At 66.7% G+C, this 26,676-nt stretch carries 23 protein-coding genes, 1 rRNA gene and 1 pseudogene; 16 read left to right on the top strand and 9 right to left on the bottom strand.

The window, feature by feature from the left end; all coding sequences use genetic code 11:
- Nucleotides 1–85 (top strand): 5S ribosomal RNA (gene rrf, locus AB0I14_RS28295); the annotation flags it as partial.
- A gap of 108 nt (nt 86–193) precedes the next feature.
- Here rrf and AB0I14_RS28300 read toward each other — a convergent pair.
- The gene (locus tag AB0I14_RS28300; protein WP_358029078.1) at nt 194–691 is read right to left on the bottom strand and encodes a methylated-DNA--[protein]-cysteine S-methyltransferase; all 498 of its coding nucleotides are present in this window, start codon (nt 689–691) and stop codon (nt 194–196) included.
- On the bottom strand, nt 688–2,181 hold the full coding sequence (locus AB0I14_RS28305) for a DNA-3-methyladenine glycosylase 2 family protein (RefSeq protein WP_358029081.1): 1,494 nt from the start codon (nt 2,179–2,181) through the stop codon (nt 688–690). Before AB0I14_RS28305 ends, AB0I14_RS28300 begins: the two co-directional genes overlap by 4 nt.
- 87 nt (nt 2,182–2,268) lie before the next feature.
- On the opposite strand from AB0I14_RS28305, the pseudogene glsA reads away from it, so the two are divergent.
- Nucleotides 2,269–3,552, top strand: a pseudogene (gene glsA, locus AB0I14_RS28310) (glutaminase A).
- On the opposite strand, the gene AB0I14_RS28315 reads toward glsA, so the two are convergent.
- On the bottom strand, nt 3,549–5,153 hold the full coding sequence (locus AB0I14_RS28315) for an adenylate/guanylate cyclase domain-containing protein (RefSeq protein WP_358029084.1): 1,605 nt from the start codon (nt 5,151–5,153) through the stop codon (nt 3,549–3,551). The pseudogene glsA and the gene AB0I14_RS28315 overlap by 4 nt on opposite strands.
- 46 nt (nt 5,154–5,199) lie before the next feature.
- Here AB0I14_RS28315 and nucS point away from each other — a divergent pair, with 46 nt between their 5' ends.
- Together nucS and AB0I14_RS28325 are read left to right on the top strand one after the other, a co-directional pair.
- Complete coding sequence (gene nucS / locus AB0I14_RS28320) at nt 5,200–5,871, top strand: endonuclease NucS (protein WP_358029087.1); 672 nt, start codon at nt 5,200–5,202, stop codon at nt 5,869–5,871.
- Nucleotides 5,871–6,152: a hypothetical protein gene (locus AB0I14_RS28325; RefSeq protein WP_358029090.1), complete on the top strand. Its 282-nt coding sequence runs from the start codon at nt 5,871–5,873 to the stop codon at nt 6,150–6,152. The genes nucS and AB0I14_RS28325 overlap by 1 nt, the downstream gene beginning before the upstream one ends.
- Nucleotides 6,153–6,156: 4 nt before the next feature.
- Here AB0I14_RS28325 and mce read toward each other — a convergent pair whose 3' ends face one another.
- The gene (gene mce / locus AB0I14_RS28330; protein ID WP_358029093.1) at nt 6,157–6,630 is read right to left on the bottom strand and encodes a methylmalonyl-CoA epimerase; all 474 of its coding nucleotides are present in this window, start codon (nt 6,628–6,630) and stop codon (nt 6,157–6,159) included.
- Between the two features lie 83 nt (nt 6,631–6,713).
- Between mce and AB0I14_RS28335 the strand changes: the two genes are divergently transcribed.
- Genes AB0I14_RS28335 through AB0I14_RS28345 form a run of 3 tightly spaced genes read left to right on the top strand, consistent with a single transcriptional unit; the run spans nt 6,714 to nt 9,287 of the window.
- On the top strand, nt 6,714–7,916 hold the full coding sequence (locus tag AB0I14_RS28335) for an acetyl-CoA C-acetyltransferase (RefSeq protein WP_358029095.1): 1,203 nt from the start codon (nt 6,714–6,716) through the stop codon (nt 7,914–7,916).
- A gap of 59 nt (nt 7,917–7,975) precedes the next feature.
- Nucleotides 7,976–8,359: a DUF3817 domain-containing protein gene (locus AB0I14_RS28340; protein ID WP_358029098.1), complete on the top strand. Its 384-nt coding sequence runs from the start codon at nt 7,976–7,978 to the stop codon at nt 8,357–8,359.
- Nucleotides 8,360–8,372: 13 nt separating this feature from the next.
- Nucleotides 8,373–9,287, top strand: coding sequence for a tetratricopeptide repeat protein (locus tag AB0I14_RS28345; RefSeq protein ID WP_358029101.1), 915 nt, complete (start codon nt 8,373–8,375; stop codon nt 9,285–9,287).
- Nucleotides 9,288–9,293: 6 nt separating this feature from the next.
- Here the strand turns inward: AB0I14_RS28345 and glgB are convergent, their stop codons facing one another.
- Entirely contained in the window at nt 9,294–11,501 is a 2,208-nt protein-coding gene (gene glgB, locus AB0I14_RS28350; RefSeq protein WP_358029104.1) for a 1,4-alpha-glucan branching protein GlgB, read from the bottom strand.
- Between the two features lie 7 nt (nt 11,502–11,508).
- Nucleotides 11,509–13,605: an alpha-1,4-glucan--maltose-1-phosphate maltosyltransferase gene (locus tag AB0I14_RS28355; protein WP_358029107.1), complete on the bottom strand. Its 2,097-nt coding sequence runs from the start codon at nt 13,603–13,605 to the stop codon at nt 11,509–11,511.
- Between the two features lie 180 nt (nt 13,606–13,785).
- Between AB0I14_RS28355 and AB0I14_RS28360 the strand changes: the two genes are divergently transcribed.
- From AB0I14_RS28360 to AB0I14_RS28370, 3 genes are all read left to right on the top strand, one after another.
- Entirely contained in the window at nt 13,786–16,407 is a 2,622-nt protein-coding gene (locus tag AB0I14_RS28360; protein ID WP_358029110.1) for a glycosyltransferase family 1 protein, read from the top strand.
- A 65-nt stretch (nt 16,408–16,472) separates the two neighbouring features.
- Nucleotides 16,473–17,252, top strand: coding sequence for a virginiamycin B lyase (locus tag AB0I14_RS28365; RefSeq protein ID WP_358029448.1), 780 nt, complete (start codon nt 16,473–16,475; stop codon nt 17,250–17,252).
- 76 nt (nt 17,253–17,328) lie between these two features.
- The gene (locus AB0I14_RS28370; protein ID WP_358029113.1) at nt 17,329–18,057 is read left to right on the top strand and encodes an MspA family porin; all 729 of its coding nucleotides are present in this window, start codon (nt 17,329–17,331) and stop codon (nt 18,055–18,057) included.
- Nucleotides 18,058–18,061: 4 nt separating this feature from the next.
- Here AB0I14_RS28370 and AB0I14_RS28375 read toward each other — a convergent pair whose 3' ends face one another.
- The 3 genes from AB0I14_RS28375 to AB0I14_RS28385 all read right to left on the bottom strand — a co-directional run bounded on the left by AB0I14_RS28375 (nt 18,062) and on the right by AB0I14_RS28385 (nt 22,992).
- The gene (locus AB0I14_RS28375) at nt 18,062–19,504 is read right to left on the bottom strand and encodes a neutral zinc metallopeptidase (RefSeq protein WP_358029116.1); all 1,443 of its coding nucleotides are present in this window, start codon (nt 19,502–19,504) and stop codon (nt 18,062–18,064) included.
- Between the two features lie 92 nt (nt 19,505–19,596).
- Nucleotides 19,597–21,666, bottom strand: coding sequence for an ATP-dependent DNA helicase (locus AB0I14_RS28380; protein ID WP_358029119.1), 2,070 nt, complete (start codon nt 21,664–21,666; stop codon nt 19,597–19,599).
- Nucleotides 21,667–21,675: 9 nt separating this feature from the next.
- Nucleotides 21,676–22,992: a nicotinate phosphoribosyltransferase gene (locus AB0I14_RS28385; protein WP_358029121.1), complete on the bottom strand. Its 1,317-nt coding sequence runs from the start codon at nt 22,990–22,992 to the stop codon at nt 21,676–21,678.
- 65 nt (nt 22,993–23,057) lie between these two features.
- Here AB0I14_RS28385 and clpS point away from each other — a divergent pair, with 65 nt between their 5' ends.
- The 6 genes from clpS to AB0I14_RS28415 are packed head-to-tail and all read left to right on the top strand — an operon-like array spanning nt 23,058 to nt 26,669.
- Entirely contained in the window at nt 23,058–23,360 is a 303-nt protein-coding gene (gene clpS, locus AB0I14_RS28390; RefSeq protein WP_358029123.1) for an ATP-dependent Clp protease adapter ClpS, read from the top strand.
- A gap of 6 nt (nt 23,361–23,366) precedes the next feature.
- Nucleotides 23,367–23,945 carry a DUF2017 domain-containing protein gene (locus AB0I14_RS28395; RefSeq protein ID WP_358029124.1) on the top strand — a complete coding sequence of 193 codons (579 nt, stop codon included), beginning with the start codon at nt 23,367–23,369 and terminating at the stop codon, nt 23,943–23,945.
- A gap of 5 nt (nt 23,946–23,950) precedes the next feature.
- Entirely contained in the window at nt 23,951–24,985 is a 1,035-nt protein-coding gene (locus AB0I14_RS28400; RefSeq protein WP_358029126.1) for a P1 family peptidase, read from the top strand.
- A 10-nt stretch (nt 24,986–24,995) separates the two neighbouring features.
- Nucleotides 24,996–25,409, top strand: a complete 414-nt coding sequence (locus tag AB0I14_RS28405) for a M67 family metallopeptidase (RefSeq protein WP_358029128.1) — start codon at nt 24,996–24,998, stop codon at nt 25,407–25,409.
- A gap of 12 nt (nt 25,410–25,421) precedes the next feature.
- On the top strand, nt 25,422–25,694 hold the full coding sequence (locus AB0I14_RS28410) for a MoaD/ThiS family protein (protein ID WP_358029130.1): 273 nt from the start codon (nt 25,422–25,424) through the stop codon (nt 25,692–25,694).
- A gap of 3 nt (nt 25,695–25,697) precedes the next feature.
- Nucleotides 25,698–26,669, top strand: coding sequence for a cysteine synthase (locus AB0I14_RS28415; RefSeq protein ID WP_358029132.1), 972 nt, complete (start codon nt 25,698–25,700; stop codon nt 26,667–26,669).
- The last annotated feature ends 7 nt before the right edge of the window (nt 26,670–26,676 follow it).

Consider the following 26,676-nt stretch of genomic DNA (forward strand, 5'->3'; position numbering starts at 1 on the left):
CCGGTCCCATCCCGAACCCGGAAGCTAAGCCTGCCAGCGCCGATGATACTACCCTGTCGGGTGGAAAAGTAGGACACCGCCGAACACAAATTAAGTCCCGAGCCCCCCAATTTCGATTGGGGGGCTCGGGCATTTTTGTATGTAAGGACGTTTGCAATTCCTATTCAGAATTGGAAACGTCCCTAACTCAATCTCAATTGAAAAGAGCCGGCGTTGCGCGGCTTTTCTCCAATTCCAACAGCGCCCGTTTGCGGTCGAGGCCGCCGCCGTATCCGGTGAGGCTGCCATTCGCACCGATCACTCGGTGACACGGCACGATGATGCCGATCGGATTGTGCCCATTGGCCAGGCCGACCGCTCGAGAGGCGGCCGGTGAGCCGATCTGACGGGCGATCTCACCGTATGAGCAGGTCTCGCCGTAAGGAATGGTCAGCAGGGCCTCCCACACGCGGCGTTGAAACTGGGTCCCCACCATGTCGAGCTCGAGGTCGAATTCGGTACGGTCGCCGGCGAAATAGTCGGTCAGTTGGCCGACGGCGTCCGAGAAGGCAGTCTCGTCGCACTCCCAGCCATCGCGGCTCGGTTCATACGTCTGATCGACCATCCGTAGGTGCATGAGTTTTCCATCGCGGCCGGCCAGCGTGAGGAGACCGACCGGGCTGTCCATCGTGCGGTAGTGCAGTGTCGTCATGACTTCTCCTGTCGATCGTGCGGGGGCCATTCGTTCACCGCGTGGTCCAGTGTGGTCCAGAGGTGTTGCGTCGCATACGCGCGCCATGGTCGCCATCTGCTGCTGTGTTCGACGAGCCCGTCCGGCGTCAGGCCCAGATGGTCGGCGGCGGCGCGCACGCCGAGATCGGTGGCGGGGAAGGCATCTGGATCACCGAGGCCGCGCATGGCGACGACCTCCGTGGTCCACGGGCCGACGCCGGGAAGCGCAAGGAGCTGTTCGCGGGCCCGCTCCCAGTCGGATCCGGGATCGAGGATCAGATCCCCGTCCGCGATCGCCGCCACCAGCGCTGTGACCGTCCGCTTCCTGGATGCCGGCATCGCGAGATGGCTGGGGTCCAACCCATCCAGATCATTGATGCCGGGAAACACGTGCGTCAGCCCGCCGGCCTCGTCGGAGATCGGCGTTCCGTAGCCGGCGACCAGGCGACCGACGTGTGTGCTTGCCGCTTTGATCGACACCTGTTGGCCGATCACCACCCGCAGCGCGAGTTCGGCTTCGTCGACAGTGCGGGGGATGCGCTGCCCCGGCGCCTTGGCCACCACCGCGGCGAGCCCCGGATCGGCCTGGAGCGCGTCCACCACCGCCTCAGGATCGGCGTCGAGGTCCAACAACCGGCGGCACCGCGCGATGGCGGCCGACAGGTCACGGAAGTCGTCGAGCACCAACTGGCACCGGACATGGTCGGGCTGCGGTGTCAGACCGACCACACCATGGCCGTGCGGCAGCCGCAGGGTGCGCCGGAACTGCCCTTCGCGCACCTCTTCCAACCCCGGTACGGCACTGGCGGCCAAATGACCGAACAACCCCTCGTAGGAGAACGGGGTCCGTACCGGCAGCCGTAATGACAGAACGCCGGGAGCGGCGGAAACCTCGGTGGTGAATCGGCTCCGGGCCCGTTGCCGAAGCTGGGTGGGTGTCAGATCGCACACCGCACGCACGGTGTCGTTGAACTGCCGGATACTGGCGAATCCGGCGGCGAATGCGACGTCCGCGAACGGCAGCTCGGTGGTTTCGATCAGAACCCGCGCTGTCTGCGTGCGTTGTGCCCGGGCCAGCGCCAGGGGATTGGCCCCCAACTCGGCCTGCATGATGCGTTGTAGTTGCCGGGTGGTGTAGCCGACGCGGGCGGCCAGACCTGCCACCCCTTCGCGGTCTACGGTGCCGTCGGCGATGAGCCGCATGCATCGCGCGACGATGTCGCCACGCACATTCCATTCCGGGGAACCGGGGGACGCGTCAGGACGGCACCGTTTGCACGCCCGAAACCCGGCTGCCTGGGCCGCCGCGGCAGTCGGATAGAACCGCATGTTCCGGGCAAATGGTGGGCGCACCGGGCAGCTGGGGCGGCAGTAGATGCCCGTGGTGAGTACGGCGGTGACGAACCAACCGTCGAACCGTGCGTCCTTGGACTGGACTGCCCGGTAACAGCGGTCGAAATCTTCGTGCATGTGTTCCACGATGGCACGCCATCCGACGCTTCACTAGCGGAAAAACGACATGGTCGTGATAGTTGGCTCGCGGCTAGACTCCGACCTGTGGCCGAGCTGGTGCAGCACTACCTGGACCGGATTCGTGCCGAGCAGATCGACGTGCGTGACGGCGCCCTGGCCGATTACATCCCCGAACTCGCCAACGTCGATCCCGAGGGTTTCGGGCTGAGCTTGTCTTCCTCGGACGGCTATGTCTACGAATCTGGCGATGCTGCAATCGAATTCACCATCCAGTCCATTTCGAAGCCGTTCACCTATGCCTTGGTGCTGGATGAGATCGGCCAGGATGCTGTCGACGCCAGGATCGGCGTCGAACCCTCCGGTGAAGCGTTCAACTAAATCAGCGTCGACGATGTCACCAAGACGCCGAAGAACCCGATGATCAACGCCGGTGCGATTGCGGCGGTTTCGCTGATCCCCGGAACGGGCCCCGACGAGCAGTTCGACCGCATCCACGAGTTCTACTCGGCATGTGCGGGTAGACGGCTCGAGATCGACATGAATGTGTACGCCTCGGAGAAGGCCACCGGTAACCGGAATCGGGCCATCGCCTACATGCTGGCCAGTTTCGGTGTGCTCAACGGTGATCCGGACGAGGTGCTGGACGTCTACTTCCGGCAGTGTTCGGTCAAGGTGACCAGTACCGACCTGGCTCGCATGGCCGCCACGTTGGCGCGGGGCGGGCTCAATCCGTTGACCGGCAGACGGGTGATCGACGCGAACGTGGTTCGCCGCACCCTCAGTGTGATGGTGACCTGCGGGATGTACGACGCGACAGGCGATTGGGTCAGTGCTGTGGGCATGCCCGCCAAGAGTGGGGTCGGTGGCGGCATCGTGGCGGTGCTGCCCGGCCAACTCGGCATCGGCGTCTACTCGCCACGTCTGGATGCCCGCGGTAACAGTGTGCGGGGCGTACAGGTGTGCCGAAACCTGTCCTCGCAGCTGGGATTGCACTTCCTCAGCGTCACCCGTGAGTCGTCGTCGACGCTCCGGGCGGTGTTCGATGCAGGCCGGGGCATCCGGATCTACGAGGTCCAGGGGGATCTGTTGTTCGCCGGGGCTGAGCAGGTGCTGCGGACCGTCGAGCGCGACCGCGGTGGCTACGACGTGGCCGTGCTGGATGTCACCCGGGTCGATGACATCAACGATGCCGCGCGCGGCATGCTGACCGGAATGCGGGCCGGCCTGGCCGCCGCAGGCAAGGAGGCCTACCTCGTCGACCCCGACGGTCGCGTGGTGCCCGCGGACCGGCGTGACGACTACGACGCGATCGTGTTCCGTACTCTCGACGAGGCGGTTGACGCGGCGCGACTGTCAGGCGCCGGTTAGGCCGGAACGGCCACCCGGGTTGGCTCGGCCAGGCCCCGCAGCGTCACCGATTCACCCAGCGACCAACGGGCCCTTTCGGTTTCGGACGCGTTGGCAATCGTGTCAGATGAGGCCACCAGGTGCCCGGGCACCTGCTTGGAGAAGTCACACAGCCGCGCGGCTTCGTTGACCGGTTCTCCGATCACGGTGTACTCGAATCGTTGCTTGGCGCCGACGTTGCCCGCCACCACCTGCCCTGCCGCGACCCCGATGCCTGCCTCGAGCTCGGGCACCTCGGTACCCAGCCGCCGCGCGATCGCCCGTGCGGCTCCCAGGGCTTCGTCTTCGGCGTTGGGCAGTGAGACCGGCGCACCGAACACCGCGAGGATCGCATCGCCCTCGAATTTGTTGACCAGCCCGCGATGATTGTCGACCTCGTCGACGATGACTGCGAAGAACCGGTTGAGCAGATCGACCACCTCGACCGCGGGCCGCGTGGTCACCAGCTGCGTCGAGCCGATGACGTCGACGAAAATCACTGCGGCGTGGCGTTCCTCGCCGCCGAGGACGGGCTTCTCCTGTTCGGCCAGGGCGGCGACCTCGCGGCCGACGTGACGGCCGAACAGATCGCGAACCCGCTCGCGCTCGCGCAGGCCGTGCACCATCGAGTTGAATCCGCGTTGCAGCTGGCCGAGTTCGGTGCCGTCGAACACCACCAGATTGGTGTCGAGATCACCTTGTTCGACGCGATTGAGGGCCGCACGCACCACTCGGATCGGGGTTGCGGTCAGATAGGACAGGATCCACATCAGCAGGAAGCCGAAGATCAATGCGAACGAGCCGAGACCGATGACGGCATAGGCGAATTGGGTTGCGGTGAGGTTGTTGAGCGTCAACGCGAACATCGCGGCCAGCATGATGCCGATGATGGGCACGCCCGAGCTGAGTGCCCACACCACCATGGTGCGCCCCATGATGCCCGGAGCCAGCCGAACCGGCGGCGGGCCGGCCTCCAGCGCCTGCGCGGCAACCGGCCGCAGTGCGAACTCGGTGAACAAATGGCAGCTGACCGACACCACGATGCCGGGAAAGGTGATGCCCAGCAGGAACTTCGGAATGTAATTGGTGTCGACGAGTCCGAAGAGCGTGGTCAGGAGGGCGGCGCCGAGCCCCCACAGGACGAGCAGAACGCGGGTGAGCCGGAACGGGGCGAAGAACGTGTTCCGTTGGTCGGCGATCGTGGGTGGGCGTTCTTCGATGGCCCAGCGCACATTGTCGATCACCCGGGTCGTAGCCCAGAACACCCCGACGATCAATGCCGTGGCCATGTAGATGGGGGCCACGATGAAGGTGATCCAGCGGACCTGCGGATCGAACACATCCGGCGCTGGGAACAACAGGGTGACGATGATCATCGAGATGCCGATACCGAGCAGGTTCACCAGGATCACGAATGTCGTGAGGATGACCTGGATGCGCACTCTGCGCCGGCGCTGGCTCTCCGATACCCGGCCCAGCACCCACGATCCGTATTCCGGGGTGATCGGGATCCGGCTGTTCTGGCGGGTGACACCCTCAAGGACGCGGCCCAGCCGTCGTGCCAGCGATTTGTCGGAGTTCATTGTGGCGTCAGCCTAGTTCGTCGCATGTGCCCTTAAGGTGGATCGGGTGCGCCTCGTGATTGCCCAGTGCACCGTCGACTATGTCGGGCGGCTTACCGCCCACCTTCCTTCGGCCCGCCGGCTGTTGTTGTTCAAGTCCGACGGTTCGATCAGTGTCCATGCCGATGATCGCGCCTACAAGCCGCTGAACTGGATGAGCCCGCCGTGCTGGCTCACCGAGGATGACAACGATGGCGTGCAGGTGTGGGTGGTCGAGAACAAGGCCGGTGAGCAGTTGCGCATCACGGTCGAGGACGTCGAGCATGACTCCAGCCACGAACTCGGTGTCGATCCCGGTCTGGTGAAGGACGGCGTGGAGGCGCACTTGCAGGTGCTGCTGGCCGAACACGTCGAGCTCCTGGGGGCCGGCTACACGCTGGTGCGCCGTGAGTACCCGACCGCGATCGGCCCGGTGGATCTGATGTGCCGCGACGAGCTGGGCCGCTCGGTGGCCGTGGAGATCAAACGACGCGGGGAGATCGACGGCGTGGAGCAGCTCACGCGTTACCTCGACCTGCTCAACCGCGATACCGTGCTGGCCCCGGTGGCGGGCGTGTTCGCCGCCCAGCAGATCAAGCCGCAGGCCCGAACCCTGGCTACTGATCGTGGAATCCGTTGCGTGACTTTGGATTATGACCAGATGCGGGGCATGGACAGCGACGAATATCGGCTGTTCTGATGCGTCGCCGGCCCCGTGAGCACCGGCGGTTGGCGCCCTTGCCGCCATCGCGTCGCGTCGAGACGGGGCCCGACGGTTACGACTACGAGGTGCGGGTGGTCGCCGCGTCGCGTGCGGTGAAGGTCTATCGATGCCCCGGATGTGACCACGAGATTCGTGTGGCCACCGCGCATGTGGTGGTGCTGCCGATCGACGTCGGTGATGTTGATGACCGCAGGCATTGGCATACCGCCTGCTGGGCGAACCGGGCCAACCGCGGCCCGACGAGAAAGTGGTCCTGAGCGGTCAGTGCTCGTCGGTGGCGGGTTCGACCAGCTCGATCAGCACGCCGCCAGCGTCCTTGGGGTGGACGAAGTTGATGCGCGAGTTCGCCGTGCCCTTGCGGGGGGCGTCGTAGAGCAGCCGCACGCCGTTGCTGCGCAGCCGCTCGGACAGGGCATCGATGTCGCTGGTCCGGTAGGCCAGCTGCTGCAGGCCGGGGCCGCGGGTGTCGATGAACTTGGCGATCGTCGACTTCTCGTTCAACGGGGCCAGAAGCTGGATCTGGGCACTGCCCTTGGGCGCGCCGCGGACCGAGAGCATCGCCTCGCGGACGCCCTGCTCCTCGTTGATCTCCTCGTGCAGGACGATCATGCCGAGGTTGTCGTGGTACCACTTGGCGGTGGCGTCCAGATCGGCGACCGCGATGCCGACGTGATCGATCGCCGTCACCAGCGCGCTTGCGAGCAGTGGACGGGCATCAACCTGATCGGCGGTCATAACGTAACGGTAACCTCTACCTGAACGTTTGCGTATGTGTGATCGCCCACACAGCTTTGGAAACCAGGCCTTGGAGGTAGGAAATGACTGCGGAAACTCGCACGTCGGTGATCGTTGCTGGAGCGCGTACTCCGGTCGGCAGGTTGATGGGCTCGCTGAAGGATTTTTCCGGCAGTGACCTGGGCGCGGTCGCGATTCGCGGTGCCCTGGAGAAGGCGAAGGTAGACGCTTCGCTGGTCGACTACGTGATCATGGGCCAGGTGCTGACCGCAGGAGCCGGCCAGATGCCCGCCCGCCAGTCCGCGGTGGCCGCCGGCATCGGCTGGGACGTGCCCGCGCTGACCATCAACAAGATGTGCCTGTCGGGCATCGACGCGATCGCACTCGCCGATCAGCTCATCCGGGCCGGTGAGTTCGAGGTCGTCGTCGCAGGTGGTCAGGAGTCGATGAGCCAGGCCCCGCACCTGCTGCCCAAGAGCCGTGAGGGCTACAAGTACGGCGATGCGACGCTGGTCGACCACCTGGCCTACGACGGTCTGCACGATGTGTTCACCGATCAGCCGATGGGCGCGCTCACCGAGCAGCGCAACGACGTCGACAAGTTCACCCGCGCCGAGCAGGACGAGTTTGCCGCCCAGTCGCACCAGAAGGCCGCCGCGGCGTGGAAGGACGGGGTGTACGCCGACGAGGTGGTGCCGGTGTCGATCCCACAGCGCAAGGGCGACCCGATCGAGTTCGCCGAGGACGAGGGCATCCGGGCCAACACGACGGCCGAATCGCTGGGCGGCCTGCGTCCGGCCTTCCGCAAGGACGGCACCATCACGGCCGGCTCGTCGTCGCAGATCTCTGACGGTGCGGCCGCGGTTGTGGTGATGAGCAAGGCCAAGGCGCAGGAGCTGGGCCTGGACTGGCTGTGTGAGATCGGTGCGCACGGTGTGGTGGCCGGCCCGGACTCCACGCTGCAGAGCCAGCCCGCCAACGCGATCAAGAAGGCGGTCGAGCGGGAGGGCATCAGCGTCGATCAGCTGGACGTCCTCGAGATCAACGAGGCGTTTGCCGCGGTGTCGCTGGCCTCGGCCCGCGAATTGGGGCTGGACGAGGCGTCCATCGCCTCCAAGGTGAACGTCAACGGCGGCGCGATCGCCATCGGCCACCCGATCGGGATGTCCGGTGCGCGCATCACGCTGCATGCGGCGCTGGAACTGGCCCGTAAGGGGTCCGGCTACGCGGTGGCCGCGCTGTGTGGTGCCGGTGGCCAGGGTGATGCCCTGATCCTGCGTCGCTGACAGCTAACCGGCGACTCAAAAACGACACGGCGTAGTAGCTGGCCGTCCGCTCCGGCACAATGGCGGCCATGACACGCTCCTTCGACCTGCGCACGATTGCCGGCTGGTTCCGGCTCATCGCCTTCGCCGAGGCGGTGAGCTGGGCCGGACTGCTGGTCGGCATGTACTTCAAGTACCTGGGTAGTCCGCGCACCGAGATCGGTGTGAAGGTGTTCGGCCCGGTCCACGGCGGTGTTTTCATCGCGTTCGTGGTCGCGGCCGTGCTGGTCGGTGTGGCCCGTAAATGGGACATCGGCACCTGGATTCTGGCGTTGCTGGCCAGCATCGTGCCATTGGGCAGTGTGATCTTTGTCATGTGGGCTGACCGGACCGCCCGGATCGAATCGGGCGAAGCTCCGGCGCTGGTGACGCAACCGGGCGGGCCTGCCGCGGAAACGACGTGACAGACTTGATGGCGTGACACGTCCACGACCTTCTGTCGGGCCGGCGCTGGCCGGCGCGGTTGACCTCTCGGCACTCAAGCAGCGGCCCACGGCGGGCGGCTCCGGCGGCGGCCCCAGCGCGCCCGGCGGCCCGAACGTCACCGAGGTCAACGAAGCCAACTTCGAAGCCGAGGTGCTGGTCCGCTCGGGCCAGGTACCGGTGGTGGTGCTGCTGTGGTCGCCACGCAGCGATTCCAGTGCCGCGCTGGGGGATGCCCTCGCGGGCCTGGCCGCCGCCGACAATGGCAAGTGGTCACTGGCGCTGGTCAACGTCGACACCACCCCGCGGGTGGCGCAGATGTTCGGCATCCAGGGCGTGCCCACCGTCGTTGCACTGGCCGGAGGCCAGCCGATCGCCAGCTTCCAGGGCTCGCAACCGGCAGACGAACTGCGTCGCTGGGTCGATTCACTGCTTGAGGCAACGGCGGGCAAGTTGACCGGATCCGGTGACGGTGACGGTGACGATGAGCCCGAGCAGGTCGATCCCGAGCTGGCCGCGGCCAGGGCATACCTGGACGAAGGCGACTTCGACGCCGCAGCAGCTGCCTACCAGGCGATTCTCGATGCCCAGCCCAATCACTCCGAGGCCAAGGGCGCGGTCCGGCAGATCGCGTTCCTGCAGCGGGCCAGCGCGCAGCGCCCCGATGCGGTCGCCGCTGCCGACGCCGCTCCTGACGACATCGAGGCGGCATTCGCCGCTGCGGACGCCGAGATTCTGGCTCAAAACGTGTCGGCGGCCTTCGATCGGCTGATCGCATTGGTCAAGCGCACGGCGGGCGACGACCGGACCGCGGTGCGGACCCGGCTCATCGAGTTGTTCGACCTGTTCGACCCGGCTGATCCCGAGGTCGTCGCGGGCCGCCGCAATCTGGCCAACGCGCTGTACTAGAACGCGTCAGGCGGGCTCGAACCACAGCATCGCCAGCGGCGGCAGCACCATGACCGCCGAGGCCGGGCGGCCGTGCCACGGCTCGTCGGTGGCCTGCACCGCACCGAAGTTCCCGATGCCCGACCCGTTGTAGATGGTCGCGTCGGTGTTGAGCACCTCCTGCCAGTCGCCGGCATGCGGTAGGCCCAGCCGGTACTCGCTGTGCTCACTGCCGGCGAAGTTGACCACGCAGGCCAGCACCGAACCGTCGGCACCGAACCGCAGGAAGCTCAGCACGTTGTTGGCCGAGTCGTTCGCATCGATCCACGAGTAGCCCTCGGGGCTGGTGTCGCGGCTCCACAATGCCGGGTGACGGCGGTAGATCCCGTTGAGATCGCGCACCAACCGTTGCACGCCGCCGGAGAAGCCCTGCTCGTCGAGTTGGAACCAGTCCAGCCCGCGTTCCTCTGACCACTCGGCCCGCTGGCCGAATTCCTGGCCCATGAACAACAGTTGCTTACCCGGGTGGGCCCACTGATAGGCCAGCAGGCTGCGCAGGCCGGCGGCCTTGGCGTGGTCGTCGCCGGGCATCCGGCTCCACAGCGTGCCCTTGCCGTGTACGACCTCGTCGTGACTGATCGGCAACACGTAGTTCTCACTGAAGGCGTACAGCATCGAGAACGTCATCTCGTGATGGTGATAGCTGCGATGCACCGGGTCATGGCTGACGTAGTCGAGGGTGTCGTTCATCCAGCCCATGTTCCACTTCATCGAGAACCCAAGGCCGCCAAGGCTGGTCGGTCGGGTCACACCGGGCCAGGAGGTCGACTCCTCGGCGATGGTGACGATTCCCGGGGTCACCTTGTGCACGGTGGCGTTCATCTCCTGCAGGAACTGGACGGCCTCCAGGTTCTCCCGGCCACCGTGGATGTTGGGCGTCCAGCCGCCCTCGGGGCGGGAGTAGTCGAGGTAGAGCATCGAGGCGACGGCGTCCACTCGCAGGCCGTCGACGTGGTACTCCTGCAGCCAATACAGCGCGTTGGCGACCAGGAAGTTGCGCACCTCGGGCCGGCCGAAGTCGAAAACGTAAGTGCCCCAGTCAAGCTGCTCACCGCGGCGCGGGTCGGAATGCTCGTAGAGCGGGGTGCCGTCGAAGCGGCCAAGGGCCCAGGCGTCTTTGGGGAAATGGGCCGGGACCCAGTCGACGATGACCCCGATCCCGGCGCGGTGCAGTGAATCCACCAGGTACCGGAAGTCGTCAGGGGTTCCCAACCGGGAGGTCGGTGCGTAGTAGGACGTGACCTGATAGCCCCACGATCCACCGAATGGATGCTCCGCCACCGGGAGCAGTTCGACGTGGGTGAAACCCTGTTCCACAACGTATTCGGTGAGCTCGGTGGCCAGCTGCCGGTAACTGAGCCCGGGACGCCAGGACATCAGGTGCACCTCGTAGGTGCTCATCGGTTCGAACACCGGATTCTGTGCGGCGCGCCGGGTCATCCACTTGCCGTCGGCCCAGGTGTAGGAGCTGGCAGTGACCCGGGATGCGGTTTGCGGCGGCACCTCGGTGGCGAATGCCATCGGGTCGGCACGGTCGGCGGTGATGCCGCCCGCGCCGTGGATGCGGAACTTGTACAGACCGTCGGGAGGAAACCCTGGCCAGAACAGTTCCCAGACCCCCGACGAGCCCAGAGCCCGCATCTGCGCCTCGTTGCCGTCCCAGTGATTGAAGTCACCGATCACGCTGACGCCCTTGGCGTTCGGTGCCCACACTGCGAACGACACGCCCTGGACGAGCCCGTCGGGGGTGCTGAAGCTGCGCCGATGTGCGCCCAGGATCTCCCACAGGCGTTCGTGGCGGCCCTCGGAGAACAGGTGCAGGTCGAGTTCGCCGAGCGTGGGCAGGAAGCGGTAGGCATCGGCGGTGGTGTGGGTGAAGATCGTTTCGTCGGCGCCGGGATAGCCGATCTCCAGGCGGTAGTCGGCCAGTTTGGTGAACGGAACGGCCACCGCGAAAAGTCCGGAGTCGATGTGCTGCATGGGGAATCGGTCACCGCCGATCACCGCCACGACCTTGGCGGCGTGTGGGCGGAAGGCCCGGATCACGGTCCGGCCGTTGTACTCGTGGGCGCCCAGCACCGAATGCGGGTCGTGGTGCTGGCCGATCAGCAGCCGCTGGATGTCTGATGGGTCGGGCCGCAGATGTCTGTCGGTGAGGTGGTTGCTTCTTGTCATCTTGTTCTCATTCCCTGCGTAGCAAGCCCAGTCGTTGCTCATAGGGTACGAGTGGCATGTTCAGCACATGCGCCACCGCCTTGGCGGGATCGATGCGAACGTAATTCGACTGTCCCCATTGGTATTCCTCGCCGGTGATCTCGTCACGTACCCAGAACCGGTCATGCGATTCCATACCCAGTGCCTCCATGTTCAACCACAACATGGCTTCTTCCGGGCCGAACGGGTTGAGCGTGACCACGATGAGCACGGTGTCTCCGGTGATCGGGTCGAACTTGCTGTAGGCGAGTAGTGCGTCGTTGTCGACATGGTGGAAGGTGAGGGTGCGAAGCTGGCGCAGGGCCGGGTGCAGGCGCCGGATCTCGTTGAGGCGGGACACGAACGGTTCGAGCGAACGGCCTTCGGCCACCGCCGCGGCGAAGTCGCGGGGTCGCAGCTCGTATTTCTCGGAGTCCAGGTACTCCTCGCTGCCCTCTCGGACGGCTCGGTGCTCGAAAAGTTCGAAGCCCGAATACATGCCCCACGACGGGCTCATGGTCGCGGCCAGCACCGCGCGTATCGCGAACATGCCGGGACCACCGTGCTGCAGTGACTCGTGGAGGATGTCGGGGGTGTTGACCCACAGGCTCGGCCGAGCGCTGTCGGCGTTCGCGGTGATCTCGTTGCCGAACTCGGTGAGTTCCCACTTGTTGGTGCGCCAGGTGAAATAACTGTAGGACTGGGTGAAACCGCGTTTGGCCAACCCGTAGAGCCGGGCCGGCCGGGTGAACGCCTCGGACAGGAACAGGACGTCCGGGTCCTCGTTCTTGACCTCGGAGATCAGCCAGACCCAGAAGTTCGGCGGTTTGGTGTGCGGGTTGTCCACACGAAAGACCTTGACACCGTGCGAGATCCAGAACCGAACGACCCGCAGCACCTCGCGGTACAGGCCGGCGGGATCATTGTCGAAGTTGAGCGGGTAGATGTCCTGGTACTTCTTGGGCGGATTCTCCGCATACGCGATGGTGCCGTCGGGCAGCACGGTGAACCACTCCGGATGCGCTGCGGCCCAGGGATGATCGGGCGCGCACTGCAGCGCCAGATCCAGCGCCACCTCGACGCCCTGCTTGCGGGCGGCGGCCACGAAGGCATCGAAGTCGTCGATCGTGCCGAGTGCGGGATGCACGGCGTCGTGGCCGCCCTCGTCGCTGCCGATGGCCCAGGGTGATCCGACGTCGTCCGGTGCGGCGGTGACCGCGTTGTTGGGTCCCTTGCGATGCACCTTTCCGATCGGATGTATGGGCGGCAGATAGACGATGTTGAAACCCATGCGGGCGATCCGGGGAAGTTGCTCGGCTGCGGTGGCGAATGTCCCGTGCACCGGATGCCCGGCCTTGTCCCAACCACCCGTGGACCGCGGGAACATCTCGTACCACGAGGAGAACCTGGCCAGTGGCCGGTCCACCCAGACACCGTATTGCTCACCGCGCGTGACCAACTCGCGTAGCGGGTACTGGTCGAGCAGTTCGGTGACCTCTTCGGACAGGGCGACCCCCGCGCGCCGGAACGGGTCACCGGGGGTGCGCAGTGCCGCGGCGGCCTCGATCAGCGGATCGCGCAGTTTGCGGGGCACCCCGGCGGCAGCACGCTCGATCAGATGTGCCCCGACCAGAAGGTCGTTGGACAACTCGGCCTCGCTCTGACCTGCGCCGAGTTTGGCTTCGACCGAATGCCGCCAGGTCGCCAGCGGATCGCCCCAGCCGTCGACCCGGTAGGTCCACAGGCCGACGGTGTCGGGCGTGAACTGGCCGTGGAAGACATCGGGGGTGTGTCCGGTGGACATGGGCAGGGTCTGCGGCTTGATGCGTTGTGAAGGACGCACCCCAGGGTTGGTGGGCAACCCGGTGTCGATCGACACGGGCACTGCCGCGGTGCCGGGTCCGGTGGCCAGCCGCGGGTAATCCGTACCGAGATACCGCACCACCAATGTGGCCGCGACCGCGTCATGGCCTTCGCGCCAGACCGTGGCTCTTACCGGCACCACCTCGCCGACGACGGCTTTTGCGGGGAACTGTCCGCCGAAGATCACAGGCGCGACATCGTCGATTCCGATACGACCGGCCACCCATCCACTCCTCACGTCGTCTCGGTCAAGCGGCTGTCTCTCGTTCACTCGCCTTGTCGCGTCTGATACCCACCGTAGTGGGCTGCCCAATCTCGCGGGCGTTAAGCGCGGCCTGAACGGCATCTGCACGGGTATCGCTCATCGCTGCACGAAACGGAATTGTCAGTAAGGTTGGGTCGCGTGAAAGCCCTCAGAAGGTTCACCGTCCGCGCGCACCTTCCCGAGCGGTTGGCGGCGCTGGAACGGCTGTCGATCAACCTGCGCTGGTCGTGGCACAAGCCCACCCAGGATCTGTTTGCCGTGCTCGATTCCGAGCTGTGGCAGCAGACCAACGGTGACCCCGTCGCGTTGCTGGGGGCGGTCAGTCCGCAACGACTCGACGAACTGGCCGGCGACGAATCGTTCCTGGGCCGGCTCGACGAGTTGGCCGCGGACCTGGACAACTATCTGAGCCGTCCGCTGTGGTACCAGCAGCAGATCGACGACGGGGTCGCGATGCCGAAGGGCATCGCCTACTTCTCGATGGAGTTCGGTGTCGCCGAGGTGCTGCCCAACTATTCGGGCGGTCTGGGCATCCTGGCGGGTGACCATCTGAAATCCGCATCGGATCTGGGGCTGCCGTTGATCGCGGTGGGTCTGTACTACCGCTCGGGGTACTTCCGGCAGTCCCTGACCGCCGACGGGTGGCAGCACGAGACCTACCCGTCGCTGGACCCGCAAGGGCTGCCGTTGCGTCTGCTCACCGACGCGTCCGGGGCTCCGGTACTGGTGGAGTTGGCGTTGCCGGACGCCCGTGAACTGCGGGCCCGGGTCTGGGTAGCCCAGGTTGGCCGGATTCCGCTGCTCCTGCTCGATTCCGACGTGCCGGAGAACGAGCACGACCTGCGCGGGGTCACCGACCGGCTCTACGGCGGCGACCAGGAGCACCGGATCAAACAGGAGATCCTGGCGGGTATCGGCGGAGTCCGCGCGATCCGCGCGTTCTCCGAGATCGAAAACCTTCCTGCCCCTGAGGTTTTCCACATGAACGAGGGCCACGCCGGCTTCCTCGGCGTGGAACGTATCCGCGAACTGGTCGCGGCGGGGCTGGATTTCGACACCGCATTGACGGTGGTGCGTTCCTCCACGGTGTTCACCACCCACACCCCGGTGCCCGCCGGGATCGACCGGTTCCCGGTCGAGATGATCAGACGCTACTTCGGCAGTCCAGCCGATGAGCGCTCGCGCGAAGAGCATCAATGGAGCGGACCGCCCGACAGTCGTCTGCTGCCCGGGGTTCCCCTGGAGCGGGTTGTCGCGTTCGGTGCCGAGGACGATCCGTCGAAGTTCAACATGGCGCACATGGGTCTGCGGCTGGCACAGCGGGCCAACGGGGTGTCGCTGCTGCACGGACGGGTCAGCCGGACCATGTTCAACGACCTGTGGCCGGGATTCGACCGCGCCGAGGTGCCGATCGGCTCGATCACCAACGGCGTGCATGCACCGACCTGGGCGGCGCCGCAGTGGTTGGCCCTGGGCCGCGAGCTGATCGGTTCTGAGGCCGCCGAGCCGGCGGTGTGGGAACGCCTGCAGGAGGTCGACCCGGGCCACATGTGGTGGATCCGATCGCAGTTGCGGGAGACGCTGATCGCCGACGTCCGCGACCGGTTACGCCGTTCCTGGCTGGAACGCGGCGCGTCCGACGCCGAACTCGGCTGGATCGCAACGGCTTTCGACCCGTCGGTGCTGACCGTCGGATTCGCCCGGCGGGTGCCGACCTACAAGCGCTTGACGCTGATGTTGCGCGACCCGGAGCGGCTGGAGAAATTGCTGCTCGACGAGAAACGGCCGGTGCAGCTGATCGTGGCCGGCAAGTCGCATCCGGCCGACGATGGCGGCAAGGCGCTGATCCAACAGATCGTGCGGTTCGCCGACCGTCCGGAGGTGCGCCATCGCATCGCGTTCCTGCCCGATTACGACATGTCGATGGCCCGGTTTCTGTACTGGGGCTGCGACGTCTGGCTCAACAATCCGCTGCGGCCGTTGGAGGCGTGCGGCACGTCGGGCATGAAGAGCGCGCTCAACGGCGGGCTGAACCTGTCCATCAGGGACGGCTGGTGGGATGAGTGGTACGACGGCGAGAACGGATGGGAGATCCCGACCGCCGACGGGGTGGACGACGAGGCCCGCCGCGACGATCTGGAGGCCGCCGCCCTGTACGACCTGCTCGAGCATGCGGTCACGCCCAAGTTCTACGAGCGCGACGACCAGGGTGTCCCGACCCGCTGGGTCGAGATGGTGCGCCACACACTGCAGGTTCTGGGGCCGAAGGTGCTGGCCTCACGCATGGTGCGGGACTACACCGAGAAGTACTACGTGCCGGCGGCCCTGTCACTGCGTGCGACCGTCGAGGCCACCTCTGGTGAGCCGTTCGGTGCAGCCCGGGAACTGGCCGAGTACCGGCGGCGTGCCGAGGATGCGTGGCCGAAGATCCAGATCAGCGATGTGGACAGCTACGGATTGCCCGACACACCGCTGTTGGGGTCGCAGTTGACGCTGACCGCCACGGTGCAGCTCGCCGGACTGCGGCCCGACGAGGTCACGGTGCAGGCCGTGCTGGGCCGGGTGGACGCCGGGGACGTGATCGTGAATCCGGTGACCGTGCCGATGACGCACGCCGGTTCGGCCGACGGCGGGACCGAGGTGTTCTCGACCAGCACGCCGCTGCCGGTGGCCGGGCCGGTGGGCTACACCGTCCGGGTGCTGCCGCACCATCGGTTGCTGACGGCTGACAACGAGTTGGGCTTGGTGGCGCTGGCTTGAGTAGAGCGCTCAAAGTTCAGCTCGACGGCGGACCGTACGCGCTGGCAGCCGGAAGCGACGGCGCGATGTGGGTGACCCTGGTGCACAGTGGCGCCGTGGCCCGGGTCTCGGCCGCCGGCGAGGTCAGCACGTACCCGGTCGGAGAATGCTCGCGTCCGTCGATCATCGCGCCCGGACCGGATGGGGCGCTGTGGTTCACCCGCTCCGGTGATGACCGCATCGGCCGGATCACGACGGCGGGTGAGTTGAGTTCGTTCGAATTACCCGAGGGCAGTGCGCCGTTCGGGATCACCGCGGGCCCCGACGACGCGATGTGGTTCACCACGATGTCGTCGGGCGAGATCGGCCGGATCGGCGTCGATGGTGAGATCAGCAGCCAGGCCGCGGTCGGCGGGATGCCGTCGATGATCACCAAGGGGCCGGACGGCGCGTTGTGGTTCACCCTCAACGAGACCGGCGCGGTGGGCCGGCTGACGGTCGACGGAGCCCTCACGGTGCGCGAACTGCCCACTGCCGCAGCCGGTCCGGTCGGTATCGCGGCCACCCATGATGATGCGGTGTGGTTCACCGAGATCCGCGCGGACAAGGTCGGCAGAATCCCGGTCCACGATACGATCCAGGAGCTTGACCTGCCGGGCAAACCGCACGCGGTGGTCGCCGACCCGACCGACGGAGTGTGGGTCAGTCTGTGGGGCGCCGACCAGATCGCCCGGATCAGCGGAGACGGTGACGTGGTGACCATCGACCTGCCGTCGGGCAGTGAACCGCACGGGTTGGCGATCGGTCCCGACGGCGCCTGCTGGGTGGCGCTGGAGTGTGGATTCGTCCTGAAAATGCCCACCTGAGTGCCGGTGCCCGGCGCCGGTCGGGTAAGTAGATAGGCCATACGTTCCCGCGGGGAGCTGTAATGAGAGGCCGCCTGTGTTGATTCGCTCGTTGGGACTGCTCACCGCGGTGTCTCTCGCCTGCGCGGCTTCGGTTGCCCCGGCGTGGGCCGACCCCGTCGTCGCCCCCGAAATCGAGGTGGTCGCCGACGTGGTGCCGGCGCCGGGTGAACCGGCCGCCGCCGATCTGGTCGAGTCGACCGCACCGGCCACCCTCAAGACCCCGGACGGCTGGAACCTGACGGTGTCGGCCAGTGACGAGACCCAGGCCGCGGCGCCACCGCTGACCACAGCGATTTCGTCCCGCGAATACATCGTCGGCGGAACTTATCGCGGTGCCATGGCCGGACCCGGCGGCGGTGACGAGCCGCAGGGCAAACTCGAGGCCGGCTACCAGATCGGTTGCGGGATCGACATGAGCACGTCCAACGGTGTCTCGTTGACCGGCACCGCCGGCATCAACACCTCGATCGGGCTACTCGGCACCGATGTGGCTTCACCCTGGCCCGAGGGCATCCTGCCGGGCGCCGGTGCGAACCTCGGCGGCGGCATCACGATCGGTCTCAAACCCGGCATCATCAACCTCATCCCGGTGGCGAAGAAGGAATTCAAGGGCACCGAACCGTGGGTGATGATCAGCAACTTCCGGGTGAAGATCGATGGCTGCGTGGGCCAGTCGTTCATCAGGTCCTATGCGGTGCTGACCCGTTCGACCGACGAATCCGAGGCAGTACTCGCCTGGTACGGCACCACGAAGGTGGTCTGAGCCGTCACGCGAAGCGTTTCAGGCAGCGTTGCTCGTCACCGAGAATGCCGACCCGGAACGCATCGATGCGGGCGAACCCCGAGGGAACCGACTCTCCGTTGACGTCACTGGCCGCCAGCCCGTTGGTGAGGATGCCCGATACCGCCTCGTCGACGTCGCCTGCGGTCAGCAGGATGGTGTCACCGTTGGGTACGGTCACCGGCTTGATCATCTTGGCTGTCGCCACCCCGGTCAGGCAGGCGGTGCGCAGCGCCGCCTCGGCGTTGTCGAGCACGAGGCCGCGGGCGTGCTGCAGCGCCACCATGTAGCGCGAGATCAGCACCGAAAATGCGGTGTTGTCACCGCCGGCCAGGCCGCCGCCGCCGAATTCGTCCGGCGGTTCGGCCAGCAGTTGCAGCTCAGCCAGGTCGATCACGATGGTGTTGTCGTCAGGGCAGTAGGACACCGGAGGGCTGGGCCGCGCACTCGGACAGTCCGCCGCGGCGTCGGGCCGGAAATTCAGCTGCGGGGGACTGGCCGGCTTGAAAAGGATGTTGAGTGCGTCGACCATCGAGCGGACCCAGTGTTCGGTGATGTCCAGATCGCCGCTCTGGTCCTCGGGCAGCAGAACGGGGAGTTCGCCGCGCCGCTGATTGATCTCCTTGATGTCGATCGCGGCACACGCCGCCGGACCTTCGGTGAAGCCGAACTGGAACGCCGACACCCGTTCGAACGCCGACCCGTGCTCGTCGATCCCGACCTGGGCTTCGGCCTCGGTGAGCAGGGGATCCCGGAATGCGATCACAGCGGCCAGCAGCTTGCTGAGCCCGTCGGCAGTGCTGAGCGTGAACCGCGGGGAATCGCCCTGGGCCACCCATCGCATGTACGTGCCCGCCAGGCAGTCGGCCTGCTGTTCGGCGACCAGGGTGGGCGTCTTGCGGTTGACCAGTCCGGCCTGCTGCTGGATCGCATGGCCGTACTCGTGCGCGAGCACCATCACGGCACCCATGTCGCCGTTCTGCTGGCGCAGCCTGGGTATCAGCACGCCCCGGTCCCAGCCGATCGTCCGATCCGGTTTGCAGAACGCGGCATTGACCAGCCCGTAGGTCTCCATCCCGCAGAACCGGCCGTCGAAACTTTCGGCATCCCAGGAGATCAGCGCGCGCACCGGCTGGAACTCACCGTGGAATGCCTCGGAGTACGCGTCCGACCAGAACTGCTCAAGGTCACTGACGGCACTGGCAGCGAGGTTGTCGCTCTTGCCTCCGTCAGTGTGGGTGACCTTGCGCGTGGGCTTCTCGGCATCGGGGCGCAAACCGCTCGAACCCTCGGTGGCGGGCATGCCGGCAACCGAGAAGGGATCGCTGAACACCGACACCGGCGTGCCGCTCACCAGAGATGAGCAGGCGGCCAGCGGCAACACCGTGCACACCGCAAAAGCGATGCCGAACAGGGTGCGTCGGCTCATTCTGCCGCCTTCCGGTGCACTCGGCGGCCACCACCGTCCGCGCGGGTATTTGCCGCACACACTAGTTAACCGAGCGAGCCCAGGTTGCGATATCAGCCTGCGCCGCGCAGCCGCTTCAGCGACTGACGCACCCGGTCGGGGTCGGTGGTGGACCAAAAGGGCGGCAACGACGAACGCAGGTAACCGCCGTAGCGGGCGGTCGCCAGCCGGGAGTCCAGGACCGCGATGACGCCGCGGTCGTCGGTGTGGCGCAGTAGCCGGCCGGTGCCCTGAGCGAGTAGCAGCGCGGCATGGTTCGCGGCGATCGCCATGAAGCCGTTGCCGCCGTGTGCGCTGATCGCCCGTTGCCGGGCGGTCAACAACGGATCGTCGGGGCGGGGGAACGGAATCCGGTCGATCAGTACCAGCGACAGCGATGGTCCGGGTACGTCCACGCCCTGCCACAGCGACAGAGTGCCGAACAGCGATGTCTCCGGATCATCGGAGAACTTTTGCACCAGAGCCGAAGTGGTGTCCTCACCCTGGCACAGGACCGGGGTGGACAGCCGCCCGCGCATGACCTCGGCGGCGGCCTTGGCTGCGCGCATCGACGAGAACAGGCCAAGGGTGCGCCCACCGGCTGCGGTGATCAGGCCTTCGATCTCATCCAGTGTCCGGGTGTCGGTGCCGTCCCGCCCGGGAGGCGGTAAATGCTTGGCAACATAGAGGATTGCGGACTTGGCATGGTCGAAAGGTGATCCGACATCGATGCCGCGCCAACCAGGTTTGGCAGACTCGCCGTCATCGGAGAAGCCGCCCAGCCCCCAGTTGCGCGCCATCGCGTCGAAGTTGCCACCGAGGGTCAGTGTCGCCGAGGTCAGTACCGCGGTCGTATTGGCGAACAGCCTGGTGCGCAACAGGCCCGACACCGACATCGGTGCCACCCGCAGCAGGCTGCGCCCGGGCCGGGGGGCTGCGGTGTTGCCGCCAGTGGCGTTTGCGGCGCCCGGCCCGTCGGACTGTTCCACCCACACCACGTCGACGCGGTCGGGGATGGCTGGGACGAACGAGGTGAGAATCCGGGTCGCGGTGTCGCTGACGTCGCCCAGCGCGGTGACGGCTTCGGTGCGGGCCGAGGCGGCCTGCGGGTCGCTGGGTGTGGTGTCGATGGCTGTGCGCGCCGCATTGGCGGCGTCGCGCAATGCGGTCAGGTAGGTGGCCAATTCCTCGTCGAGCACATCGATGCGGCCGGCGTCGAGTTCGTGCAGCAGCGACGACAACGTCGCGACCGCAGCCTCGAACCGTTGCGCCAGTTCGTCATCCACCAAACGGGACATCTTGCGGTGCGCCACGGCCATGGAGGTCGCCGACAATTCGGCGGTGGCCACCCCGGTCACCCGGTCGGCCAGTTCGTGGGCCTCGTCGACCACCAGCAACTCGTACTCGGGCAGCACCGAGAAATCGGAGAGCGCGTCGATGGCCAGCAGTGCGTGATTGGTGACGACGACGTCGGCGGCCCCGGCCTTCTCGCGCGCCCGCTCGGCGAAACATTCGGTACCGAACTGGCAGCGCGACACCCCGATACATTCGCGTGCCGAGACACTGACCTGTGACCACGATCGGTCCGGCACGCCGGGGGTCACCTCGTCCCGATCGCCGGTCTCGGTGTCCGAGGACCATTCCGTCAGCCGTTGCACATCGCGGCCCATCGCACTGACCGCCATGGGGGAGAACAGTTCATCCTGCGGACGGTCGCCCGGTTCTTCGGCCCCGTTGTGAATCTTGTTGAGGCACAGATAATTTCCGCGCCCCTTGAGTAGCGCGAAAGTGGGCTTGCGGGGCAGTGCATCGGCCAGCGAGTTAACCAGCCGGGGCAGGTCCCGGTCGACGAGCTGACGCTGCAGGGCGATGGTGGCCGTCGAGACGACCACCGGTTGCTCGGTCTGCAGCGCCCGGGCGATCGACGGCACCAGGTACGCCAGTGATTTGCCGGTGCCGGTCCCGGCCTGTACGGCCAGGTGTTCACCGGACTCGAAGGAGTTCGCGACTGCCTCGGCCATCTGGACCTGGCCCGGGCGGCTGGCGCCGCCGAGCCCTTTCACGGCGATCTTGAGGAGATTGGTCACCACATTGGCCGCCTCGCGGGATGGCTTGGTTCCAGTCGGCTTCGAAGTAGGGGGCACGGTGCGTGACTAACGAATCTGGGCCGACGCCACGACCCGGGTGGGGATGGCCGGCTCGCCACGGGACAGTTTGAGGCCGTCCCACGGCAGGCTGTGCAGTCCCGCGGCCACCCGCTCGCGCGCGGTGGTCAGGTCGGTGATGGGGTGGTGTCCTTCGGCGGGGACGCCGCCGGTGACCAGTGGCACCGTGAGCCGGCGTGCGGTGAGCCCCGAGGGCTCCGACGGAGCCTGGCCGTACGGGTGGACCACTTCCTCGACGATCGTGCCCGAGGCCTTGGCCAGCCGGAGGGCCTGCTTGCGACCACCGTGGGATTCCTTGCGGCTGCTGCGTTTGGCCACCGGGATCCCGTCGACCTCGACCAGCTTGTAGACCATGCCCGCGGTCGGTGCGCCCGATCCGGTGACCACCGAGGTACCGACGCCGTAGCTGTCGACGGGCTCGGCGCGCAGGGCGGCGATGGCGAACTCGTCGAGATCACCGGAGACCACGATCTGGGTTCCGGTGGCGCCCAGGCCGTCGAGCTGCTGGCGCACCTGGCGGGCCAGTACCCCGAGATCGCCCGAGTCGATGCGGACGGCGCCCAGCTGCGGGCCGGCGGCCGCGATCGCGTTGGCCACGCCGGCGGTGATGTCATAGGTGTCCACCAGCAGGGTGGTATCGATGCCCAGCGCCGCCACCTGGCCGCGGAACGCCGCCTGTTCGTCGGGGCCGGACTCGGTGGTGTGTAGCAGGGTGTAGGCGTGTGCCGCGGTACCCAGCGCGGGTACGCCGTAGCGCTGCTGGGCGGCCAGATTGGACGAACCGGTGAACCCGGCGAGGTAGGCCGCTCGCGCCGCGGCCACGGCGGCCAACTCGTGGGTACGCCGTGAGCCCATCTCGATCATCGGCCGGCCGTGAGCGGCGCTGGTCATCCGGGCCGCTGCCGAGGCGATCGCGGTGTCGTGGTTCAGGATTGACAGCACGAGGGTCTCGAGCACCACGCACTCGGCGAAAGTTCCGTGGACCGAAAGTACCGGCGAACCCGGGAAATAGAGCTCACCTTCGGCGTAGCCGTCGACGTCACCGTTGAACCGGTAGCTCGCCAGGAAATCCAGTGTCGCGGAGTCGAGGAACTCGGAGAGTTCGGTCAATTCCTCCGGAGAGAAGCTGAACTGCGCCAACGTTTCCACAAACCGTCCGGTGCCGGCGACCACGCCGTAGCGGCGCCCTTCGGGCAGCCGGCGGGCGAAGACTTCGAACGTGGTGCGGCGGTGCGCCGTGCCATCGCGCAGTGCGGCGGCGAGCATCGTCAGCTCGTACTTGTCGGTGAGCAACGCGACGGTCACACCAGCAACCGTAGCTGTTCGCAGCTGCTTCAATATCGCGGGCCGCCTGCCGGTATTGTGGGCCCATGGTTACACCGGCGAAGGCCCGACCGGGGACCCGCGAGGAGCGCAGCGTCGAGGAAGCCGCGGCGACCGAAAGCCCGTGGGTGACCATCGTCTGGGACGATCCGGTCAACCTGATGAACTATGTCACTTACGTGTTCCAGAAACTGTTCGGATACACCGAGCCGCACGCCACCAAACTCATGCTGCAGGTGCACAACGAAGGCAAGGCAGTGGTGTCGGCGGGCAGCCGCGAGTCGATGGAAACCGATGTGTCCAAACTGCACGCCGCGGGGCTGTGGGCCACCATGCAACAGGACCGCTGATCGACTGTGCGCAAATGGAAACGGGTCGAGACCGCTGACGGTCTGCGGTTCCGCTCGGCATTGGAGGGCCACGAGGCCGCGTTGTTGTCCAGCCTGGGCGCCTCGATGCTCGGGATGCTCGACGAACGCGGATCATCCGGGCCCACAGACGAACTCGAGATGATCACCGGTATGAAGACCGGCAATCCGCAGCCGCCCGAGGACGCCACGATGAAGCGTCTGCTCCCGGATTTCTATCGGCCCCAGACCGAGCATCCCGCCGGTTCGGGCACCGCCGAGAGTCTCAACAGCGCACTGCGCGGACTGCATGAGCCGGCCATCATCGACGCCAAACGCGAAGCGGCCCAACGTTTGTTGGACACCATTCCGGACGGCGGCGGAAAGTTCGAGCTGACGCAGGACGATGCCGAGGCGTGGGCCGCATCGGTCAACGACATCCGGCTGGCGCTGGGCACCATGCTCGACATCGGCTCGCAGGGCCCCGAGCAGCTGCCCGCCGAGGATCCGATGGCCGGACACGTGGACGTCTACCAGTGGCTGACCGTGCTTCAGGAGTACCTCGTCCTGGGCCTGATGGGGAGATAGACCTGATGGGTTCGATCACCGACGTCGGCGGCATCCTGGTCGGCCACCATCACCGCATCGACCCCGATGTGTCATTGGGCTCGGGATGGGCATCAGGCTCGACGGTCGTGCTGACCCCGCCGGGGACCGTCGGTGCCGTCGACGGACGGGGCGGCGCGCCCGGTACCCGCGAGACCGACCTGCTCGACCCGATCAACACCGTGCGCCATGTCGACGCCGTGGTACTGACCGGCGGCAGCGCCTACGGCCTGGCCGCCGCCGACGGCGTGATGACCTGGTTGGAGGAGCAGGGCCGCGGAGTGGCGATGGACGGCGGCGTGGTGCCGATCGTGCCCGCCGCGGTGATCTTCGATCTACCGGTGGGCGCCTGGGCGAACCGGCCGACCGCCGAATTCGGCTATACGGCAGCCGCGGCAGCGTCCACCGAGTTCGCGCTCGGCACCGTGGGCGGCGGGGTCGGCGCGCGGGCCGGAGTGCTCAAGGGCGGCGTCGGCACCGCGTCGGTGACGCTCGACTGCGGGGTGACCGTAGGTGCCCTGGTTGTGCTCAACGCCGCCGGTGACGTGGTCGACCCGGCCACCGGCCTGCCCTGGATGGCTGCGCTGATCCAGGAGTTCGGGCTGACCGCCCCGCCTGCCGACCAGCTCGCCGCCTACGCCGACCATCACACCGGGTTGAGTCCGTTGAACACCACGATTGCGGTGGTCGCCACCGACGCTGCGCTGAGCCCGGCCGGGTGCCGCCGGGTGGCCGTCGCCGCCCACGACGGGCTGGCCCGGACCATCCAGCCGTGTCACACCCCGATCGATGGCGATACGGTGTTTGCGCTGGCGACCGGCGCGGTGACCGTCGAGCCGGACGAAAAGACCCCGATGGCGATGTCGCCGGAGACGGCGCTCGTGACCAGGGTCGGGGCGGCCGCGGCTGACGTGCTGGCCCGCGCCGTGCTGGTCGGGCTGCTGGCTGCCGAGCCGGTGGCCGGAATACCGACCTACCGTGACATGTTGCCCGGAGCGTTCTCCGGGAAGGAAGTGCGATAGGAGTGATCAAGTGCTGGTGATCCGCCGGGATCTCGTCGAGGCCATGGTGGCGCACGCCCGCGCCGACCATCCTGACGAGGCGTGCGGGGTGATCGCCGGGCCGGAGGGCTCCGATCGGCCCGAACGCTTCGTCGCGATGGCCAACGCCGAGCGTTCGCCGACGTTCTACCGGTTCGATTCGGGCGAGCAGCTCAAGGTGTGGCGCGCCATGGACGACGCCGACGAAGTGCCCGTCGTCATCTATCACTCACACACCGCGACCGAGGCCTACCCGAGCCGCACCGACATTTCGTTGGCCTCCGAACCCGACGCCCACTACATATTGGTGTCCACCCGCGACCCCGACGAGCATGAACTGCGCAGCTACCGCATCATCGACGGTGTCGTCACGGAGGAACCCATCGACATCGTTGAGCAGTATTAGAAAGGCTTTGACATGGCAGTAACCGTTTCGATCCCGACGATCCTGCGCCCGCACACCGGCGGGCAGAAACGCGTCAGTGCGTCCGGCGACACGTTGGCGGCGGTGATCAGCGATCTGGAGGCCAACTACTCCGGGATCTCCACCCGGCTCGTCGATGACGGCAAGCTGCACCGCTTCGTCAACATCTACGTCAACGACGAGGACGTGCGGTTCTCCGGCGGACTGGACACCACCATCGCCGACGGCGACTCGGTGACGATCCTGCCCGCGGTGGCAGGCGGATAGCCGATGGCACGGCACGACTCACTGCTGCAGGCCCTCGGCAACACCCCGCTGGTGGGGCTGCAGAACCTCTCGCCGCGTTGGGACGATGGTGAGGACGGGCCGCACGTGCGGTTGTGGGCAAAGCTCGAGGACCGTAACCCGACCGGGTCGATCAAGGACCGTCCCGCGCTGCGCATGATCGAGCAGGCCGAGCGTGACGGGTTGCTGAGCCCGGGCGCCACCATCCTGGAGCCCACCAGCGGCAACACCGGCATCTCGTTGGCCATGGCCGCGATGCTCAAGGGCTACAACATGATCTGCGTGATGCCCGAGAACACCTCGATCGAGCGGCGTCAGATCCTGGAACTCTACGGCGCGAGGATCATCTTCAGCGCAGCGGAGGGCGGCTCCAACACCGCGGTGGCGACGGCGAAAGAGCTTGCAGCAGAAAACCCTTCGTGGGTGATGCTGTATCAGTACGGCAACCCGGCCAACTCCGACGCGCACTACTACGGCACCGGTCCCGAGCTGCTGGCCGACCTGCCCGAGATCACCCACTTCGTCGCCGGGCTCGGCACCACCGGCACGCTCATGGGTACCGGCCGTTTCCTGCGCGAGCATGTCCCCGGTGTACAGATCGTGGCCGCCGAACCCCGCTACGGCGAGGGCGTTTACGCGCTGCGCAACATCGACGAGGGGTTCATCCCCGAGCTGTATGACGCCGACGTGCTGACCACGCGGTTCTCGGTGGGCTCCTACGACGCGGTCAAACGCACCCGTGATCTGGTCACCCGCGAAGGCATTTTCGCCGGCATCTCGACCGGGGCGGTGCTGCACGCCGCGCTGGGGATGGCGGCCAAGGCGATCAAGGCCGGCGAGCGCGCCGACATCGCCTTCGTGGTCGCCGACGCCGGTTGGAAGTATCTGTCGACCGGTGCGTACGCCGGTAGCCTGGATGACGCAGAGGATGCGTTGGAAGGGCAGCTATGGGCGTGAGCGGTCG

Source organism: Mycobacterium sp. NPDC050441 (assembly GCF_040655355.1).
Taxonomy (GTDB): domain Bacteria; phylum Actinomycetota; class Actinomycetes; order Mycobacteriales; family Mycobacteriaceae; genus Mycobacterium.